This window comes from Shewanella intestini, from assembly GCF_018221465.1.
GTDB classification, from domain to species: domain Bacteria; phylum Pseudomonadota; class Gammaproteobacteria; order Enterobacterales; family Shewanellaceae; genus Shewanella; species Shewanella intestini.
In genome coordinates this window covers 143,606-162,128 of sequence record NZ_JAAIKR010000004.1, presented here as the reverse complement: position 1 = coordinate 162,128, position 18,523 = coordinate 143,606, and the positions used below count along the sequence as shown (strand labels likewise).

At 41.4% G+C, this 18,523-nt stretch carries 22 protein-coding genes; 3 read left to right on the top strand and 19 right to left on the bottom strand.

The window, feature by feature from the left end; genetic code table 11:
* Window positions 1–249: 249 nt before the first annotated feature.
* From rplI to rpsF, 4 genes are read right to left on the bottom strand one after another with little or no spacing between them, the layout of a single operon-like run.
* The gene (gene rplI / locus G3R48_RS06590) at window positions 250–702 is read right to left on the bottom strand and encodes a 50S ribosomal protein L9 (protein WP_153661721.1); all 453 of its coding nucleotides are present in this window, start codon (window positions 700–702) and stop codon (window positions 250–252) included.
* Window positions 703–731: 29 nt separating this feature from the next.
* Entirely contained in the window at window positions 732–959 is a 228-nt protein-coding gene (gene rpsR, locus G3R48_RS06585; RefSeq protein WP_130598554.1) for a 30S ribosomal protein S18, read from the bottom strand.
* 11 nt (window positions 960–970) lie between these two features.
* Window positions 971–1,273 carry a primosomal replication protein N gene (gene priB, locus G3R48_RS06580; RefSeq protein WP_212593247.1) on the bottom strand — a complete coding sequence of 101 codons (303 nt, stop codon included), beginning with the start codon at window positions 1,271–1,273 and terminating at the stop codon, window positions 971–973.
* An 8-nt stretch (window positions 1,274–1,281) separates the two neighbouring features.
* The gene (gene rpsF, locus G3R48_RS06575; protein WP_153661723.1) at window positions 1,282–1,674 is read right to left on the bottom strand and encodes a 30S ribosomal protein S6; all 393 of its coding nucleotides are present in this window, start codon (window positions 1,672–1,674) and stop codon (window positions 1,282–1,284) included.
* A 227-nt stretch (window positions 1,675–1,901) separates the two neighbouring features.
* Here rpsF and G3R48_RS06570 point away from each other — a divergent pair, with 227 nt between their 5' ends.
* Window positions 1,902–2,645, top strand: coding sequence for a DUF481 domain-containing protein (locus G3R48_RS06570; protein WP_153661725.1), 744 nt, complete (start codon window positions 1,902–1,904; stop codon window positions 2,643–2,645).
* A 133-nt stretch (window positions 2,646–2,778) separates the two neighbouring features.
* Here the strand turns inward: G3R48_RS06570 and rlmB are convergent, their stop codons facing one another.
* From rlmB to zapE, 8 genes are all read right to left on the bottom strand, one after another.
* A complete protein-coding gene (gene rlmB / locus G3R48_RS06565) occupies window positions 2,779–3,519 on the bottom strand; it encodes a 23S rRNA (guanosine(2251)-2'-O)-methyltransferase RlmB (RefSeq protein ID WP_153661727.1) in 741 nt (246 codons plus the stop codon).
* 3 nt (window positions 3,520–3,522) lie between these two features.
* Window positions 3,523–5,982 carry a ribonuclease R gene (gene rnr / locus G3R48_RS06560; RefSeq protein WP_153661730.1) on the bottom strand — a complete coding sequence of 820 codons (2,460 nt, stop codon included), beginning with the start codon at window positions 5,980–5,982 and terminating at the stop codon, window positions 3,523–3,525.
* 31 nt (window positions 5,983–6,013) lie between these two features.
* A complete protein-coding gene (locus G3R48_RS06555; protein ID WP_153661732.1) occupies window positions 6,014–6,658 on the bottom strand; it encodes a tetratricopeptide repeat protein in 645 nt (214 codons plus the stop codon).
* A 145-nt stretch (window positions 6,659–6,803) separates the two neighbouring features.
* Entirely contained in the window at window positions 6,804–8,099 is a 1,296-nt protein-coding gene (locus tag G3R48_RS06550; RefSeq protein WP_153661734.1) for an adenylosuccinate synthase, read from the bottom strand.
* A gap of 67 nt (window positions 8,100–8,166) precedes the next feature.
* The gene (locus G3R48_RS06545; protein WP_153661736.1) at window positions 8,167–8,355 is read right to left on the bottom strand and encodes a DUF2065 domain-containing protein; all 189 of its coding nucleotides are present in this window, start codon (window positions 8,353–8,355) and stop codon (window positions 8,167–8,169) included.
* A gap of 89 nt (window positions 8,356–8,444) precedes the next feature.
* Window positions 8,445–8,837, bottom strand: coding sequence for a 30S ribosomal protein S9 (gene rpsI, locus G3R48_RS06540; protein ID WP_153661738.1), 393 nt, complete (start codon window positions 8,835–8,837; stop codon window positions 8,445–8,447).
* A gap of 12 nt (window positions 8,838–8,849) precedes the next feature.
* Complete coding sequence (gene rplM / locus G3R48_RS06535; protein ID WP_153661742.1) at window positions 8,850–9,278, bottom strand: 50S ribosomal protein L13; 429 nt, start codon at window positions 9,276–9,278, stop codon at window positions 8,850–8,852.
* Between the two features lie 327 nt (window positions 9,279–9,605).
* Window positions 9,606–10,718: a cell division protein ZapE gene (gene zapE / locus G3R48_RS06530; protein ID WP_153661744.1), complete on the bottom strand. Its 1,113-nt coding sequence runs from the start codon at window positions 10,716–10,718 to the stop codon at window positions 9,606–9,608.
* A gap of 260 nt (window positions 10,719–10,978) precedes the next feature.
* Between zapE and G3R48_RS06525 the strand changes: the two genes are divergently transcribed.
* Window positions 10,979–12,328 (top strand): Do family serine endopeptidase, encoded by a 1,350-nt coding sequence (locus tag G3R48_RS06525; protein WP_153661746.1) that lies wholly within the window; start codon window positions 10,979–10,981, stop codon window positions 12,326–12,328.
* Window positions 12,329–12,473: 145 nt separating this feature from the next.
* The gene (gene degS / locus G3R48_RS06520) at window positions 12,474–13,559 is read left to right on the top strand and encodes an outer membrane-stress sensor serine endopeptidase DegS (RefSeq protein WP_153662136.1); all 1,086 of its coding nucleotides are present in this window, start codon (window positions 12,474–12,476) and stop codon (window positions 13,557–13,559) included.
* A gap of 89 nt (window positions 13,560–13,648) precedes the next feature.
* Here the strand turns inward: degS and murA are convergent, their stop codons facing one another.
* From murA to G3R48_RS06485, 7 genes are all read right to left on the bottom strand, one after another.
* Window positions 13,649–14,908, bottom strand: a complete 1,260-nt coding sequence (gene murA / locus G3R48_RS06515; RefSeq protein WP_153661748.1) for a UDP-N-acetylglucosamine 1-carboxyvinyltransferase — start codon at window positions 14,906–14,908, stop codon at window positions 13,649–13,651.
* A gap of 15 nt (window positions 14,909–14,923) precedes the next feature.
* Window positions 14,924–15,175 (bottom strand): BolA family protein, encoded by a 252-nt coding sequence (locus G3R48_RS06510; RefSeq protein ID WP_153661750.1) that lies wholly within the window; start codon window positions 15,173–15,175, stop codon window positions 14,924–14,926.
* A 21-nt stretch (window positions 15,176–15,196) separates the two neighbouring features.
* Window positions 15,197–15,490: an STAS domain-containing protein gene (locus G3R48_RS06505; RefSeq protein WP_153661752.1), complete on the bottom strand. Its 294-nt coding sequence runs from the start codon at window positions 15,488–15,490 to the stop codon at window positions 15,197–15,199.
* Window positions 15,491–16,147 (bottom strand): MlaC/ttg2D family ABC transporter substrate-binding protein, encoded by a 657-nt coding sequence (locus G3R48_RS06500; RefSeq protein ID WP_153661754.1) that lies wholly within the window; start codon window positions 16,145–16,147, stop codon window positions 15,491–15,493.
* Between the two features lie 10 nt (window positions 16,148–16,157).
* Window positions 16,158–16,631, bottom strand: coding sequence for an outer membrane lipid asymmetry maintenance protein MlaD (gene mlaD, locus G3R48_RS06495; protein ID WP_153661756.1), 474 nt, complete (start codon window positions 16,629–16,631; stop codon window positions 16,158–16,160).
* A 181-nt stretch (window positions 16,632–16,812) separates the two neighbouring features.
* Window positions 16,813–17,598: a lipid asymmetry maintenance ABC transporter permease subunit MlaE gene (gene mlaE, locus G3R48_RS06490; RefSeq protein WP_212593246.1), complete on the bottom strand. Its 786-nt coding sequence runs from the start codon at window positions 17,596–17,598 to the stop codon at window positions 16,813–16,815.
* Complete coding sequence (locus G3R48_RS06485; RefSeq protein ID WP_153661758.1) at window positions 17,585–18,409, bottom strand: ATP-binding cassette domain-containing protein; 825 nt, start codon at window positions 18,407–18,409, stop codon at window positions 17,585–17,587. Before G3R48_RS06485 ends, mlaE begins: the two co-directional genes overlap by 14 nt.
* Window positions 18,410–18,523: the final 114 nt, after the last annotated feature.

Genomic DNA, 18,523 nt, shown 5'->3' with positions numbered 1-18,523 from the left:
CGCATATAAGATTACCCAATAGGTATTTGTTAAGATTCAAGCAACAGATATGATTTAGAGATAAGAATCAAAATAGATTGTTAAGGTTTGATTCAATCAAGGCAACAGTGGCCAGAGCGGAGCAAAGGAAGCAGGAAATAATTACAATAAACAACAACTAACCAAGCCTACGATCAAAGCTTATAGTTACATAGCAGCCATAAAAAAACACCGCCCTGAGGCGGTGCTTTTACTCAAGCAAAGTATTGATTAGTCTTCTGCAACAACAGAAACTTTAACAACAGCTTTAACTTCAGTGTGTACTTGTACTTCAACTTCGAACTCACCAGTTGTGCGTAAAGCACCTAGTGGTAGACGAACTTCAGCTTTAGCAAGTTCAACGCCAGCTGCAGAAACTGCATCAGCGATGTCACGTGTGCCAATAGAACCGAATAGTTTGCCTTCTTCGCCTGCTTTAGAAGCAATAACCACAGCTTCTAGTGCAGCAAGTTTTTCAGCACGCTCAGTAGCAGTTGCTAATTCAGCAGCTAATTTAGCTTCTAATTCAGCGCGACGAGCTTCAAATACTTCAACATTTGCAGGGTTAGCAACAACCGCTTTACCTTGTGGTAAAAGGAAGTTACGAGCATAACCCGCTTTAACTGAAACTTGGTCGCCTAAGCTACCTAAGTTAGCAATCTTATCAAGTAGAATAACGTTCATTATCTAATCCTCTTGTCTAAAGTCTGCGATTACTGATGTAAATCAGTGTATGGCAGAAGAGAAAGATAACGAGCACGTTTGATTGCACGAGCTAGTTGGCGTTGGTATTTAGCACTAGTACCAGTGATACGGCTAGGAACAATCTTGCCGCTTTCAGTGATGTAGTTCTTTAAAGTTACGATATCTTTATAATCAATTTCTGTAACGCCTTCAGATGTGAAGCGACAGAACTTGCGACGACGGAAATAACGTGCCATTTGACAGTCTCCTAAGTTTTCAATTCGACATTTTCAGCATGCAAGACTAAACGGTTTTGCCCATTTCGCCCTTGTTGTAATGAAAGATATCCTTCCACTTCAACCTGCACACCAGCTTTTAATTTATCTGCAGCGTGGTTAACACGTCCGCCACTTAATATCACTTGGATTAAGCAGTACACATTACGTGGTAAATCTGCTTCAAAACGTTGCGATCGATGCTCAAGGGTTAACACGGTGTGCGCTATGCCGCTTGGGCTTTCAAATTGTCGAGAACGTTTAATTTCGCCCGACAACACTAAGTGGTTATTCACAGATAGAATTATTCAGCTTTTTCTTCAGCGCTTTCTTCAACACGGGTTTCAGCAGCAGGAGCACGACGTGAATCACGCTCATCTTTTGCTTTAGCCATTGGAGAAGCTTCAGTAACAGCAGTTTTAGTGCGCATTACCATGTTACGCAGAACAGCGTCGTTGAAACGGAAAGCTGTTTCTAACTCTTCTACAGACTCTGCAGTTGCTTCTACGTTCAAAAGAACATAGTGAGCTTTATGTAGGTCTTGGATTGGGTAAGCCAATTGACGACGGCCCCAATCTTCTAAGCGATGAACTGTACCGTTAGCAGCGGTGATAACACCGGTGTAACGCTCAATCATACCTGGGACTTGTTCACTTTGATCTGGGTGAACCATAAATACGATTTCATAATGACGCATTTATTGCTCCTTACGGTTAGTTAGCCTCGTTTTGGCTCAGTCACACCAAGTTTGAGGCAAGGAACGAAATAAAGTGACTGATTTAAGCGCGCGATAATACAGATTTAACCTTAAAAACTCAAGTAAGTAATGCAGATTAATTGATTCTCTTTGCAGTCAATTCGATAGGCGTTATGATATAGCCGCAATCAGCGCTCTCAATATGTGATAAATAAAGATAATAATTCATGAAGACACTGTGTTACTTAAGCGGTTTATTTTTTCTCCCATCGACGGCATGGGCATTAGTTCCACCTGACTACAAAGAACCCCCAAACGATATTTATGCTGAAGTCGAAGCTGGGTTACAGTTAAATAGTGGCAATACCTCTACGAAAAACTTTAACGGTAGAACATTTGTTACCTATGACACCACTAAAGCCAAACAAGAATTTACTTTTAAAGCTTATTATGCGGCAGAAGGCAATGCTTCAACTTCTGAGAAATTCGACGTGTATTACCAGTCGAACTATAAGATTAATGAAAGCTACTTGTATGGCCGCGCCGAGGTAACCTGGGATAAGTTTGGTTCATATACACAAATTACCACCATATCTACCGGTTATGGTTTTGATATTATTAAAAATAATGTCACTAATTTAAGTCTAGAGGTCGGTCCCGGTTATCGTTATGACTTAGCTCAATCAAGTGACTCTATTCCTAACCCAACAGCAAACAGCGATGTCATTTTACGTTCTGCTGCCAAGTATTCCGTCAAGTTGCAGGAATACACGAGCTTTACAGCAGATCTCACCACTGAAGTCGGTCAAGATAACCGCACAATCGCTGTCGATTTAAGTTATAAGAATACTTTTATTCAAGACTGGGCATTTAAAATCGGTATGAACATGAAATACACCGAAGTCGTACCTGAGGACACTAAACAACTCGATACGATTACCACCTTTAATTTGTTGTATACCTTCCAGTAATTGCAGTAATTGCAGTAATTACAATTTAATGGGTTATAAACAATAAAAATGGCGTCCCGAAGGACGCCATTTTTATAATCGTTACGAGCTTATTGTTGGCTTGAGGCGCAACACAGCTTAATGCGGCTAAATATTAACCTAAGCGTTGTCGCACCGCTTCAAATAAACAAATACCTGTCGCAACTGACACGTTTAAACTAGACACTGAACCGGACATTGGAATAGAAACCAATGAATCACAGCTTTCACGTGTTAAGCGACGTAAACCTTTATCTTCAGAGCCCATCGCAATCGCTAACGCTCCTTTTAAATCAGCTTGGTAAACATTGCCGTCAGCTTCACCAGCGGTACCGACCACCCACACGCCTTTGTCTTGAATATGACGCATAGTACGCGCAAGGTTAGTGACTTGAAATAAAGGCACTGCTTCCGCTGCGCCGCAAGCGACTTTACTGACCACAGCGGTTAACCCAACAGAGTTATCTTTAGGCACGATAATACCTTGTACACCTGCTGCATCAGCATTACGCAAACACGCACCTAAGTTGTGCGGGTCGGTCACACCGTCAAGAATAAGTAAAAAAGGCGTCGCTGTTTTCTCAAGTAACACATCTAAGTCATTTTCACCCAAAATTTTTGCGGCTTTAACGCGAGCAATAACACCTTGATGTTGGGTGCTTGATGCTTTCTCATCAAGCACTTTACGTGAGCTTTTTTGTACACTAATGCCCATGCTAGAAGCTGTTTTTATCAATGGCAGTAAACGCTCATCATCACGACCTTGTAACACCCACAGTTCAATAACACGTTCAGGGCTATTATTTAATAAAGCTTGAGTGGCATGAATGCCAAAAATCATATCTTGTTTTTTCATCAGTTACTTTCTCTTACTGCGTTTGGCAGTGGACTTCTTCACCGAGCTCTTTTTAGCACTCGACGGCTTTTTTGATTTACTTTTGGTGCTAGATTTGGCCTTGCTAGCTGATTTTTTATTATCAGACTTTGCGCTGTCACCACGTTTCAAAGCAGTATTTTTGCCTTTTCCTGCATCACTTCGTTGGCCGTCACGCCCTTGTTTGGCTCCTTCGAGGTTAGCGCGTTCGCGTGCTGTTAAAGGCTTTTTCGTATTACGCTTACGCCCTTTACCATTAAGGTTATCACCTTCCATTATCAAATCGATTTGACGATCGTCTAGATTAACGGCAGCAACTTTCACCGTCACTTCATCGCCAATTTGATAAACCTTACGGGAATGCTCACCAATGAGTCGCTGCCGTGTAGGGTCAAACTGGTAATAGTCACTAGCTAGACTGGAAATATGCACTAAACCATCAATAAACAGTTTATTTAATCGTACAAACAAACCAAAGTTAGTCACCGAGGCCACAACAGCATCAAAGGTGTCTCCTACATGGTCTTGCATATATTCACATTTCAACCAGTCACTCACATCACGAGTGGCTTCATCAGCGCGGCGCTCAGTTGTCGAACACTCTTCGCCAAGTTTATCTAACTCTTCAAGGTCATAATGGAAACCACCGTTAGCGGTCCATTTATCTGTTACGTTGCCTTGTTCTTTTTCAAGTAAAAACTTAATCACTCGATGTAAAATCAAGTCTGGATAGCGACGAATCGGCGAAGTAAAGTGAGAGTACGCTTCAAGCGCTAATCCAAAGTGACCTTCGTTGTCAGGCGTGTACGTGGCTTGTCTCATTGAGCGAAGCAACATAATTTGAATTAGTTCGAAATCAGGTCGCTCTGCAATACTGAGCATGAGGTTTTGATAATCGCTTGGGGTTGGCTCTAAGCCACCTTCAAGAGTTAAACCGCGCTCAGATAAATTTTCTTTAAACTGAGTCAGCTTTTGCTCAGACGGTGCTTCATGCACACGATATAACACTTCACCTTTATGCTTTTGAACAAACTTTGCAGAGGCTACATTGGCTAAAATCATACATTCTTCAATGATTTTATGTGCTTGGTTACGCCCTCTTGGGACAATTTTTTCTATCTTACGCTGTTCATTGAAAACAAACTGCGTTTCAAGCGTTTCAAATGCAATGGCACCGCGCTGCGCTCTCACTTCATCTAGTGTGAGATATAACGACTGTAGACATTGTAAGTGCGGGAATATCACTTGATGTTGCTCAGCAATATGGCCACCTTCAAGCATGTCTGCTACTTGGGTATAAGTCAGCCTTGCATGAGAGTGCATCACTGCAGGATAGAATTTGTAACCCGATAACTTACCCTTGGCTGAAATAGTCATTTCAGCCACCATACAAAGTCTGTCTACATGCGGGTTAAGCGAACATAATCCATTAGATATTTTCTCTGGCAGCATTGGGATGACTTGCGAAGGAAAATATACTGAATTACCGCGTGATCGGGCTTCTTTATCAAGCGCTGACTCTGTTCTTACATAATGACTAACATCGGCAATGGCAACCCATAAACGCCAGCCACCGCTGGGTTTAGTTTCAGCATAAACGGCATCGTCAAAATCGCGAGCATCTTCACCGTCAATGGTAACCAAAGGTAAGTGACGTAAGTCTACACGGCCTTGTTTATCCGCTTCAGGCACTTCATCTGGTATGCGCTTAAGTTTTTTCTCAATCACGTGTGACCAAGTATGAGGCAAATCATAATTACGCAGTGCAATTTCAATTTCCATACCTGGTGCCATCGTTTTACCTAGCACTTCCGTAACTTTACCGGCAGCCTTAATAAAACGACCAGGGCGGCGAGTCAGTTCTATAACAACCACATCCCCCGCTCTAGCACCTTTTTTATCTTCACTAGCAATTAAAATTTCTTGGGTAATACGGCGATCGTCTGCAATGACAAACCCCATACCACCATCAACATGGTAACGTCCAACGAGTGCCGCAGTTCGTTCTTGTACTAACCGAACAATTCTAGCTTCTCGTCGTCCACGTCGATCTGTGCCCGCTTTTTGTGCAAGTACTTTATCGCCGTGAAAGTATTTGAGCATATCGCGATTGTTAATAAAGAGGTCATCGCCGCCTTCATCAGGCTTAAAAAAGCCAAACCCATCTCGGTGCCCGATAATCGACCCTGACAATAAGTCCATTCGCTCCGGTAAACCGTAACTTTGCCCACGCGTAAAGACTAACTGACCGTCACGCTCCATCGCTCTTAAACGACGACGCAAGGCTTCTAAATGCTCTTCATCAGTCATTTTTAGCGCTTTGGCAATGTTTTCGCGGGTGACAGGGGACTTTTGATCGCGTAAGTAGCTTAAAATAAATTCTCTACTTGGGATTGGGTTTTCGTACTTGTCTTGCTCTCTCTCAAAATGAGGATCGTTGATCATTCAATTTCCATCTATTAGGTGCGCAGCACCTTTATTGTGTATGTATTAGTTTCTTTTGTGCCCGGTTCACAATACTTGCAGGCATTTTAGTCGCTAATATTCGAAGCAACGATATTGCTTCTTTATGTTGTTTGCTGTCATTAAAGTAACTGTGATACAACCAATGGTACACCAGTTCATAGTCTCTTGGGCTGCCATAACCTTCATTAAATAAACGCACCAACATTAATCTGGCGGTTAGGTTGCCATTGGCTGCAGCAGGTAAAACATACTGAACAGCACGATTTTTATCGCCGATAACTAGTTTACCCGCGTTGTAATATTCAGCTAACTTGACCATGGCCTCTGAGCTACCTTGCTCTGCAGCTGTTTGCAGTAAACCCATGCCTCTTGAAACATGCTTATCAACACATGTTCCAGTATTTAGCATTTCACCCCATAAAAACTGATATAAAGGCTGCTTTAACACTTCGGCTCTTGCCTCAATATCTTGCACTAGCTGACATTCATCAGCCTTTACTCTCTGTAGATATTGATTGTTGCGAATTAACTGAGTAAGTACTTCATCACCATAAATATCATATGCCTCAACCGCATCCTCACCTTCTCCGCCCGTGTCTTCACAAAAGGCATAGTGAGGTAGTAATAATATTAGCAGTATTAGTATGCGTAGCATATTTGTTCTCTATGATGATTCAACTACTCTTTGCATCGGCAGTATAGCGTATTTCTTGAACGCAATCTTTGCCATCAGATGATAATTAACTTTATTTGTCGCATAAAAAAGGCCGCAAATGCGGCCTTTGAAACAAATCAATAAATTAGTTAAACGGATTAACTAAAGTCATTGTTTCGTTACGATCTGGGCCTGTAGAAATAATATCAATTGGCGTTTCAAGTAACTCTTCAAGACGCTTGATATAGTTCATTGCAGCTTGTGGTAGTTGCTCTACTGATGTTGCGCCGAAAGTATTTTCACTCCAGCCAGGCATCGTTTCATAAACAGGAGTAACCTCTTCATAACCTTCTGCCGCTAGCGGTGTCACCTTAGCAACGGTTCCATCTGGATACTGGTAACCCACACAGATTTTAACTTCTTCAAGACCATCAAGCACGTCAAGTTTAGTCAAGCAGAAACCACTGATGCTGTTGATTTGAACTGCACGGCGCATTGCCACTGCATCTAACCAACCTGGACGACGTTTACGACCTGTAGTTGCACCAAATTCTTGACCTTTTTCGCCAATATAATCGCCAAGTTCATTAGCAAGTTCAGTTGGGAAAGGACCCGCTCCTACACGTGTAGTGTAAGCTTTCATGATACCAAGAACATAATCTAAGTGACGAGGACCAAAACCTGAACCTGTCGCAACACCACCAGCAGTAGTATTAGATGATGTTACAAATGGATATGTACCATGGTCGATGTCAAGTAATGTACCTTGTGCACCTTCAAATAGAATTGGCTCACCGGCTTTACGCGCAGTATCAAGCAATTCACTGACATCAGCACACATACTTTTTAAGTAATCTGCAATGGCTAATGCATCATCAAGTGTTTTTTGGTAATCCACTGCTTCACAACCGTAATATTCGGTTAGCATGAAGTTGTGGTATTTCATCACTTCTTGAAGTTTAGTCGCGAAAAGCTCTGAGTTGAATAAATCACCAACGCGAAGACCGCGACGAGAGATTTTATCTTCATAAGCTGGACCAATACCTCGACCAGTTGTACCAATTGCGTTATTACCACGCGCTTTTTCGCGAGCAATATCAAGGGCACAATGGAATGGAAGAATTAGCGGACATGCTTCAGAAATAAGTAAACGTTCTTCAACAGGAACACCACGCTCTTTGAGCATGTTGATCTCTTTAATTAATGCATCTGGTGCTAATACAACACCATTAGCGATAATGCATTTTACATTATCACGTAAGATCCCTGACGGAATAAGATGAAGAACGGTTTTATCACCATCAATTACCAAAGTATGACCAGCGTTATGGCCGCCTTGGTAACGAACTACGTATTTTGCCTGTTCTGTTAAAAGGTCGACAATCTTACCTTTGCCTTCGTCACCCCATTGAGTGCCGAGTACGACTACATTTTTGCCCATTATTTGCTGCAAGGTTGTGGTATAAAGTGGAATTTTAACAGGTTTTAGGGGGTTAAAGGCAAGTATTTTATGAAAAAATAATCATTAAAACGACACCAGCGGTAAATAAAGACCCACCTAAGCGTCTGAGTCCATTTTGATTTTGCTTAGATAGCTCCGATAAATACATTTTCCATTTTTCAGGAAAAAATAAAGGCCCAAGCCCTTCAACGATCAAAAGTAGCCCTAATGCAAGCATGATTGTCTGTAATGTCATGTAAACCTCTTCATTATTTTCTCAGCGTTGTTGGTAAACAGCTAAAAAAAAACCCAGCCAAAGCTGGGTTTTCGTATTCCAAAAACGAATTAACGTTTTGAGAATTGTGGTTTACGACGTGCTTTACGTAGACCAACTTTCTTACGCTCAACTTTACGCGCATCACGGGTAACAAAACCAGCGCTACGTAGAGCAGGGCGTAAAGACTCATCTAGTTGCATCAGTGCACGAGTGATACCGTGACGGATTGCACCAGCTTGGCCAGTGGTTCCACCGCCCTTAACAGTTACATAGATGTCTAATTTTTCTGTCATTTCAACTAGTTCAAGTGGTTGACGAACAACCATACGAGCAGTTTCACGACCAAAATAAACATCCAAAGGACGTTGGTTTACAACGATGTTGCCACTACCAGCTTTTGCGAATACGCGAGCAGTAGAAGTTTTGCGACGGCCAGTGCCGTAGTACTGAGATGCAGACATTTCTTACTCCCCTTAGATATCAAGAACTTGTGGTTGTTGTGCAGCGTGGTTATGTTCAGCGCCTGAGTAAACTTTAAGTTTACGGAACATAGCGCGTCCTAAAGGACCTTTAGGTAACATACCCTTAACCGCTTTCTCGATGATCATTTCAGGTTTGTGATCTTGTAGCTTTTCGAAGCTGATTTGCTTGATGCCACCGATGAAACCTGTATGAGAGTAATAGATCTTACCCGCTGCTTTGTTACCAGTTACAGTGACTTTTTCAGCATTGATAACGATGATGTAATCACCAGTATCAACGTGAGGAGTGTATTCTGGTTTATGCTTTCCGCGTAAGCGGGCAGCAATTTCAGTAGCGATACGACCTAGTGTTTTGCCGTCTGCGTCAACGACATACCAGTCACGTGTTACGGTTTCTGGTGTAGCAGTAAAAGTTTTCATTATTGCAAAAAACCCAAATTTAATATTCTGTCACACATGTTGAATGCACATGCATACAACACAAAGATGCCGATCCAATGCCCCTTCGAGCAAGAATATTGGCTTACAACTTCCGCCTCACAGGCGGATTAACGTGGGCAGGTGGCGGATTATACGCAATTGAGCCTTAAAAATCACCTAGTTTTTTAATAAAAATATAGGCATTGTCCGGCAAACAGCATTGAGGTTATTTGATGGTTTTTCGACCATTTGTTAATCAAGGCTGACATAGTAAAATTGTATTAGTAAGCAATGGTCAATTTCTAACTAGATAGCGGGTATTAAAAATTAAGGTAGATGCGCTAACATTAAATAATCATGCGACTGCATTTCAATTAACCGTGAACGACAACGGTTAAATTCAAAATTTAATTGTCCGTTGGTATAAATAGAAGCTAAATCGACTTCTGCAGAAATAATCAATTTAACGTTACGCTCGTAAAACTCATCAACCAAGGCAAGAAAACGACGAGCAATGTCATCACCTGTTTGTTGTGCGCCCATTTGTTCAACCCCACTGATTAAAACAGTATGGTAGATTCGAGCAATTTCCATATAATCGCGTTGCGAACGTGGACCGTCACATAGGCCTCTAAAACTGGCTAAGAGCACCCCTTGAGCTTGTTGACGAATAGTAATATCTCTACCATCAATCTGAATATTGTTTGCTAACGTGGCAGAATCTGGAGCTAATTGAGTAAAGTATTGGCGTAAATTTAGCTCAGCTTGTTCATCAAGTGGATAATGATAAATTTCAGCTTGTTCAAGCGTTCTTAAGCGATAATCAACGCCGGAATCAACATTTAGTATTTCACAGTGATAATTAATTAACGCAATTGCGGGTAAGAATCGCGCCCGTTGTAAGCCATTTTTATAGAGTTCGTCAGGAATAATATTTGAGGTTGCGACTAACACGACCCCTTCTTTAAAAAGTTGTTGAAATAAAGTCCCAAGGAGCATGGCGTCTGTAATGTCAGAAACAAAAAATTCATCAAAGCAGATAACTTGATACTGCTTGGCCATTTTTTTTGCAATAACAATAAGAGGATCTTGGGTGCCTTTTAATTGATCTAACTCAGCATGCAGTTGATGCATAAAACGATGAAAATGAGCACGCAGCTTATTATTACCTGGAAGCGCATCAAAAAAGGTGTCCATGAGATAGGTTTTACCACGCCCAACCCCACCCCATAAGTATAAACCTTGAATCCGCTTGATTTGATAACCAGACATCTTACGCCATAATTGAGTAAAGTTTGATACAGGAGTCTGATCTGCGGTGATCAATTGTTCATAAACGCGCTGCAAAGATTTTACCGCTTGAGCCTGAGCGTCATCGCCAAAGAAGTCTGCTCTTAGTAAATCTTGTTGGTAGTGTTCCCAAGGGCTTAATTGCAACAACGTAATGTCTCTTAACAAGCTAATAGTGCAGCGAATAATAACATTAACGCATCATATAAATAACCTAAGCATTGAAAAAATGAACCATTATTAATCGTTTAGGAACTTAATTGCCGATCAACACTCTGACTGTATAATGTATATTCATTTTCCAATGTGGCTTAATGACACCATCATATAAAGGATGCCATTAACCAGCAACATTCTCGACAATGACATTTATGCGCTAGCATAAATGTACCTAAGGAGCTATTGACATTATGAAAACCAAAATCAGCTTACTTTCTGCAGCTATCTTAACCGCCTCACTAGCATTAACTCCTGTTGTATCCCAAGCAGCACTTCCTCACTCAGTTAATGGTCAATCCGTTCCAAGCCTTGCGCCGATGCTCGAAAAAACCACCCCTGCAGTTGTATCTGTTGCCGTTTCAGGCACCCAAGTATCAAAGCAGCAAGTACCTGAAATGTTTCGCTACTTTTTTGGCCCTAATGCACCGCAAGAGCAAGTTCAAGAACGCCCGTTCAGAGGTCTGGGGTCTGGGGTAATCATTGATGCTAAAAAAGGCTACATTGTTACCAATAATCATGTCATTAACGGTGCAGATGATATTGAAGTTGGCTTATCCGACGGCCGAGAAGTCAAAGCTAAGCTCATTGGTGCGGACGCTGAGTCTGATATTGCATTATTAAAAATTGATGCCAAAAACCTTACCGCCATTAAACAAACTGACACTGATGCCATTCGTGTTGGTGATTTCGCCGTCGCAATTGGAAATCCATTTGGTCTTGGCCAAACCGTTACCTCAGGTATTGTTAGTGCATTAGGCCGAAGTGGTTTAGGTATTGAAATGCTTGAAAACTTTATTCAAACCGATGCAGCGATCAACAGCGGTAACTCTGGTGGTGCGTTGGTGAATCTTAATGGTGAGCTCATTGGCATAAACACAGCCATTGTTGCACCTACCGGTGGTAATGTCGGTATTGGTTTTGCTATTCCTGCCAACATGGTGAATAACCTTGTCCAACAAATAATAGAACATGGTGAAGTCCGCCGTGGTGTTTTAGGGGTTTCCGGTCGTGATTTAGACAACGAACTAGCCAAAGCCTTTGGTTTAGACTCCCAACATGGTGCATTTGTAAATGAAGTTGTTGCAGACAGCGCCGCAGATGCTGCTGGCATTAAAGCGGGTGATGTTATTGTTGCAGTCAATGGTAAAAGTATTAAATCGTTCCAAGAGCTACGTGCAAAAGTTGGCACCATGGGCGCAGGTGCTAAAGTGAGCTTTCAGCTAATCCGTGATGGCGACAAAGAAACGGTAAAAGCGACCTTAGGCGAATCTGACCATGTTGAAAAAGCCAGCGGCGAAGTACATCCAATGCTTGAAGGTGCAACGCTACAAGACACTGATGACGGAATTAAGATTATTGAAGTAACCAGTGGCTCGCCAGCTGCGCGTAGCGGCTTAGCAAAAGGCGATATTATCACTGGGATTAACCGCAAAAACATAAAAGATTTAAAAACGCTTAAATCTGTTTTAAAAGGCAGTGAGGGTGCAGTTGCACTTAAAATTAAACGCGGTAAAACGGCGTTATATCTTGTTTTAAGATAATCAGTCACCTGTTAGCAAGCAGTATTTAAACTTTAATAAGTAAATATTTTACTGAGTAAATTAAGCACCGTAAGTCGGTCTTTCGGTGCTTAATTTTTATAAAGATGCTAATATCTGCGTTTCACATTCAGATTTATTCCACACAATGAACTTCAAAAGCTCCTTCTTATATATTGCTAAAGCGGTTGTATTTGGCCTAGTTATGGCAGCAATATTTCTAACCGTTACAGCTTATTTGAACGGTGGTAATTTCTCTTCTGGGTTTAATAACTCAACTCACAGAAATGATGGCTTATCATTTTCAACTGCAGTAAGGCGCGCAGCGCCGGCTGTAGTAAATATTTACAGCATTAGCATTGATAAATCCCGGCCAATTAACTCTGGTTCTTTACAAGAATTAGGCTCTGGGGTAATCATGAGTAAAGATGGTTACATCATTACCAACTACCATGTTGTACAGCAAGCTGACGAAATCATTGTTGCGTTACAAGATGGCCGCCGATTTACCTCTGAAGTGGTGGGTTCAGATTCTGAAACCGATTTAGCGGTATTAAAAATCGAGGGTGATAATCTGCCATTAATACCGATTAACTTAAATCACCCAGCGTTAGTTGGTGACGTCGTGCTCGCCATTGGTAACCCATACAACATCGGCCAAACAATTACTCAAGGTATAATCAGCGCAACCGGTCGCAGTGGTTTAAGTTCAGGCTACCTTGATTTCCTCCAAACGGATGCCGCCATTAACGCAGGTAACTCCGGTGGAGCATTGGTTGATACCAATGGCGATCTTATCGGTATCAATACCGCTGCATTTACGGTTAATAAACAAGACGGTAATAATGGTATCAGCGGAATAAGTTTTGCCATTCCGATTAAGTTAGCACACAGCATTATGGGTAAATTAATCAAAAATGGCCGGGTGATCCGCGGTGCAATCGGCTTCACAGGAGAAGCAATCACTCCAGTGATTGCACAAATATTGAATCTACCCGACTTAAAAGGGGTTGCCGTTACGGCAATTGAGCCAAATGGTCCTGCAGCAAAAGCGCAGCTAAAACCTCGTGACGTGATTATTAAATATAATAATGAAATTATTCCTGGCACCAATTTATTAATGGATAGAGTGGCAGAAACAAAACCGGGGAAACAAGCAACACTGACTATTTTACGCAACGGCAAACAACAGCAATTACACGTTATCGTCGGTGAGAAAAAAGCCGCTAAATAGCGTTAGCCAATAATTAAGCAATAAAAAACCACCATGCGTTCATGGTGGTTTTTTGTTTAATATCGAAAAATAATAGTGATATTACATTATTATTTAACTCGAATAACTTCGCCGCCTAAGCCTTTGAATTTATCTTCAATATGCTCATAACCACGGTCTAAGTGATAAATACGGTCTACGGTCGTTAACCCATCAGCCATTAAACCCGCTATCACTAAACTTGCTGAAGCTCTAAGGTCTGTTGCCATCACTTGAGCACCATTAAGCTTTTCAATGCCTTCAATAATACAAGTATTACCTTCTAGCTCCATCTTAGCGCCCATACGACTAAGCTCAGGCACGTGCATAAAGCGATTTTCAAAAATAGTTTCAGTCACTCTACCTGTACCTTCAGCTAATGCATTCAATACACAAAACTGAGCTTGCATATCAGTTGGAAAAGCTGGGTAAGGTGCTGTTTTTATATTTACCGCTTTGGGTCTTTTCCCTTTCATATCTAGCGCTATCCAATCATCACCGCTAGTAATTTGCGCACCCGCATCTTCAAGTTTAGCCAGTACCGCTTCTAACGCTTTTGGATCAGCTGATTCACAACGAATACTGCCACGAGTCACTGCGGCGGCAATTAAAAATGAACCGGTTTCTATTCTGTCTGGCATCACGCGGTATTCACAGCCTGATAAATGCGCTACGCCTTCAATGGTGAGTGTCGCTGAGCCAATCCCAGAAATTTTTGCGCCCATTGCAACTAAACAATTTGCTAAATCAGACACTTCAGGTTCACGAGCTGCATTTTCAATAACGGTTGTTCCATCAGCTAATGCTGCGGCCATCAATAAGTTTTCAGTTGCTCCTACACTGACCATATCCATAAAGATATGTGCGCCTTTTAGACGACCATCAACACGCGCTTTAATATAACCTTCTTCAACATCAATTTTAGCGCCCATTTGTTCAAGGCCATGAAGGTGCAAATTTACCGGTCTTGCACCAATGGCACAACCGCCAGGAAGTGATACATCGGCAGTCCCAAAACGGGCAAGTAATGGTCCTAAAATAAGAATAGATGCACGCATAGTTTTGACTAAATCATAAGGCGCACAACACTCATTTAGGTTAGTTGTTGAAATTCGGACTTTCGCACCAGCTAATTGTTCAACATCCGCGCCTAAACAACGCAGTAATTCACAGCTGGTGTTCACATCTCTCAGGTTTGGCACGTTTGAAACTACAAAATCAGTTTCCGCTAATACCCCTGCCATTAAGATGGGCAAAGCGGCATTCTTGGCACCTGAAATGGTAACGTTACCAGCTAATGCTGGACTTGCTTTTATAGTTAGTTTATCCAAAATATTTCTCAGGTATTACATGTTAAACATTTTTTCACGCTTCCACTGTGTCGGCGTAAATGTCTTAATCGTCAGAGCGTGCAAAGCACCACTAGCAATTTGTTCTGATAACTGCGCATAAATTGTTTGTTGTTGTTTAACGCGGCTCATACCATCAAACATGTCACCAACTGCAATTACTTTATAGTGGCTTCCGTCTGAAGTGACATGTACTTCATCAACAGCAATTGCTGCTAAAATTAATTGCTCGATTTCTTTGCAATCCATGGATAATTTACCTTTAAAATTCTATTGCGGTTGGAAAAATTCGCTTAAGTCGTATAACTCAATCATTTTCAATAATTGCGGGCTCGGATGTATCAGTTTGACATTACCGTGTTGTTCTTTGTTATCAGTCAAGGTGATAAAACTTAACAACAAGGCTATCCCTGCGCTATCGGTATACGCTAAAGCTGACAAGTCTAACACTTGAGTTTGCCTAGTAAACAGTTGATGTCGCTTTGACCAAATTTGTGCGACATCAGACTGCGTTAAACACCCTGTAACATAGACAATATGTCCTTGTTGATTGAACTGTGCCATTTATGACTCTGCTTTATCGTCAGGGTGAATACTTTGTTTCGACTTATCTTCAAGCATGGTTATCACGCTTTCAATGCCTTTTTGACGGATCAAATTCGAAATTTCAGACTGCTTAGACGCCAATAAACTAATACCTTCAGCGACCAAGTCAAATGCTTTCCAAGTGTCATCTTTTAGTCGTCTAGCTTTAAATTTAATTTTAATTGGTGGGCGTCCTGCTTCAACAATCTGTACGTTCACTTCAACTATTTTTTCACCAGCAAAGTCTAACGCGGGTGAGAACTTCACGGTTTGATCAGTATATTCGGTAAATGCTTGGGCATAAGTTGAAATGAGATAACCTTTAAAGGCCGTCACAAATGCTTTGCGCTGCTCAGGTGTGGATTCGCGTAAATAAAGCCCCATGACTTTGTACGCTGCATATTTATAATCGACATATGGCATCAACTCTTCAGCCACAATCACCTTTAGATGGTTTAAATCTTTTTCAATAAGCGCTTGGTCATCAGCAAAACGTGAAAACGTTTGCTTAGAGACTTGTTCCACCATGGTATAAGGATTTTTAAGGTTAATTTCTTGAGCAAAGGACAGCGAAGAAACCACACTAAGGCAAGCTAATAAAGTGACACGCAAAAGCTGAGTAAAAGTAGATTTCATGCAAACGCTCCTATTTATCTTTAGATGACATGCTGTAAAGTAATTGACCGATTAGATCTTCTAAAATTAACGCCCCGCGAGTGTCATCAACTTTGTCGCCGTCTTGTAAAATCTCAATATCATCGTCCATAAAACCAGGCGTTAAGCCGATAAACTGTTCCCCCAAAAGACCTGACGTCAAAATAGATAAACTACTGGTTTCCGCAAAGTGGTCATAGCGTTTATCCATCGTCAAAGTAACAATTGGCACTAACTTACGATCATCAAGTGCAATATTGCTGACACGACCAACCACAACACCGCCAACTTTCACCGGAGAACGTACTTTCAAACCGCCAATATTATTAAACTCGGCTTTGAGTTGGTATGTACTATTACCCGATTGTACTTTGACATTCGCGACATTAAATACCAACACGCAAAATGCGATAAGTCCTGAAAGGATAAATAACCCAACTGATATCTCTAACTTCCTTGAAACCATATAATACAACCACTTATTTTTAGACGAACAAATAACTATAACTTAATGACTATTATGAGATAACACATTTCTAATGAATGCTATGTAATCACTAAACAGTGACGAGCCTTGATAATCACTACGGGATTAAACATTATTCTGATTATTTTAATCACTTAGACTCATCAAATCAGCAACTTAATTAACTACCGAACATTAATGCCGTTAGCAGAAAATCAAGCGCAAGCACGGCTAAACTCGCTTGCACAACCGTCGAGGTCGTTGCGCGGCTAATTCCCTCTGGGTTTGGTTCAACTTCATAACCACGATAAAGGGCAACCCAAGTCACCACAATGCCAAACAACATACTCTTAATGATAGTATTAAGAATGTCTTTGTCCCACTCAACTGATGCCTGCAAGATAGACCAAAAAGCACCACTATCAATTCCTTTCCATTCAACACCAACAAGGTGACCACCTAAAATGCCCACCACTGAAAACATTAATGACAGCAAAGGTAAACTAATCACTCCAGCCCAAAATCGCGGTGCAATAACTTGCCTTAATGGATCTACCGCCATCATTTCCAAGCTTGATAACTGCTCGGTTGATTTCATCAAACCGATTTCTGCCGTTAACGCTGAGCCCGCCCTTCCAGCAAACAATAACGCAGTAACAACCGGTCCAAGTTCACGTAGAAGACTTAATGCGACCATAGGGCCTAAGCTTTCTTCCGTGCCAAAATCGACTAAAATGATATACCCTTGTAGCGCCAATACCATGCCAATAAAAAGCCCCGACACTACAACAATAACCACAGAGCGCACACCAAGGACATAAAGTTGCTTAATGAGCAATGGGCCACCTTTGCGCAAATTAGGTACATGAACAATCGCACCCCATAGCATTAAACCTGCACGCCCTAATCCCATGACTAAATGAATAGCACTGCGGCCTATATTGGCAATGGAATCAATCAAGTTCACGAAGCAGCTCCTGTTGATAATCTTCTGCGGGGAAATGAAAAGGTACCGAACCGTCAGGACGACCTTCTAAAAACTGCTGTAATTGCAAATTATTTGACTGTTTAAGCTCTGTAGGTGTGCCGCGAGCAATAATTTTTTTATCTGCAATAACATAAACATAATCGGCAATTTCTAAGACTTCATCCACATCGTGAGACACAACCAACGACGTCAATGACAACGATGATGACAAATCTCGGATAAGTTTCACTAGCATGCCCATTGAAATAGGGTCTTGGCCAGCAAAAGGCTCATCATACATGATAAGTTCAGGCTCTAATGCAATCGCGCGAGCAAGCGCCGCTCGACGTTGCATTCCACCTGATAATTCATTAGGCATTAAAGACGCTGCACCACGAAGCCCAACCGCTTGTAGCTTCATCAGTACCACTTTGCGAATAATCGATTCAGATAAGCCACTATGTTCACGTAAAGCAAAAGCCACATTATCGAACACATTCATATCAGTAAATAAAGCGCCACTTTGAAACAACATGCTCATTCGTTTTCGAGTTTCAAACAAGGCATTACGCGACAATTGATGGATATCTTCGCCATCAAATAATACGTGACCATGTTCAGGCGTTAACTGACCACCAATTAGCTTTAACAGGGTGGTTTTGCCGATACCACTTGGCCCCATGATCGCCGTAATTTTACCTCGCGGGATAGTCAACGAAATATCTTCATAGATAACACGCGAACCACGATTGAATCCAAGGTGATTAATTTCTACGAGTGGGGATTGATTTATATCAGACTGTTGAGACATGATTTGCACAGGTGCAAGCCTACCTGGTAATAAATACGAGATAAAATTGTACGCAATTTATTTGATTGCTACAACATTATCCGTGCATATCTTATGCTACTGGTATTCATTTAT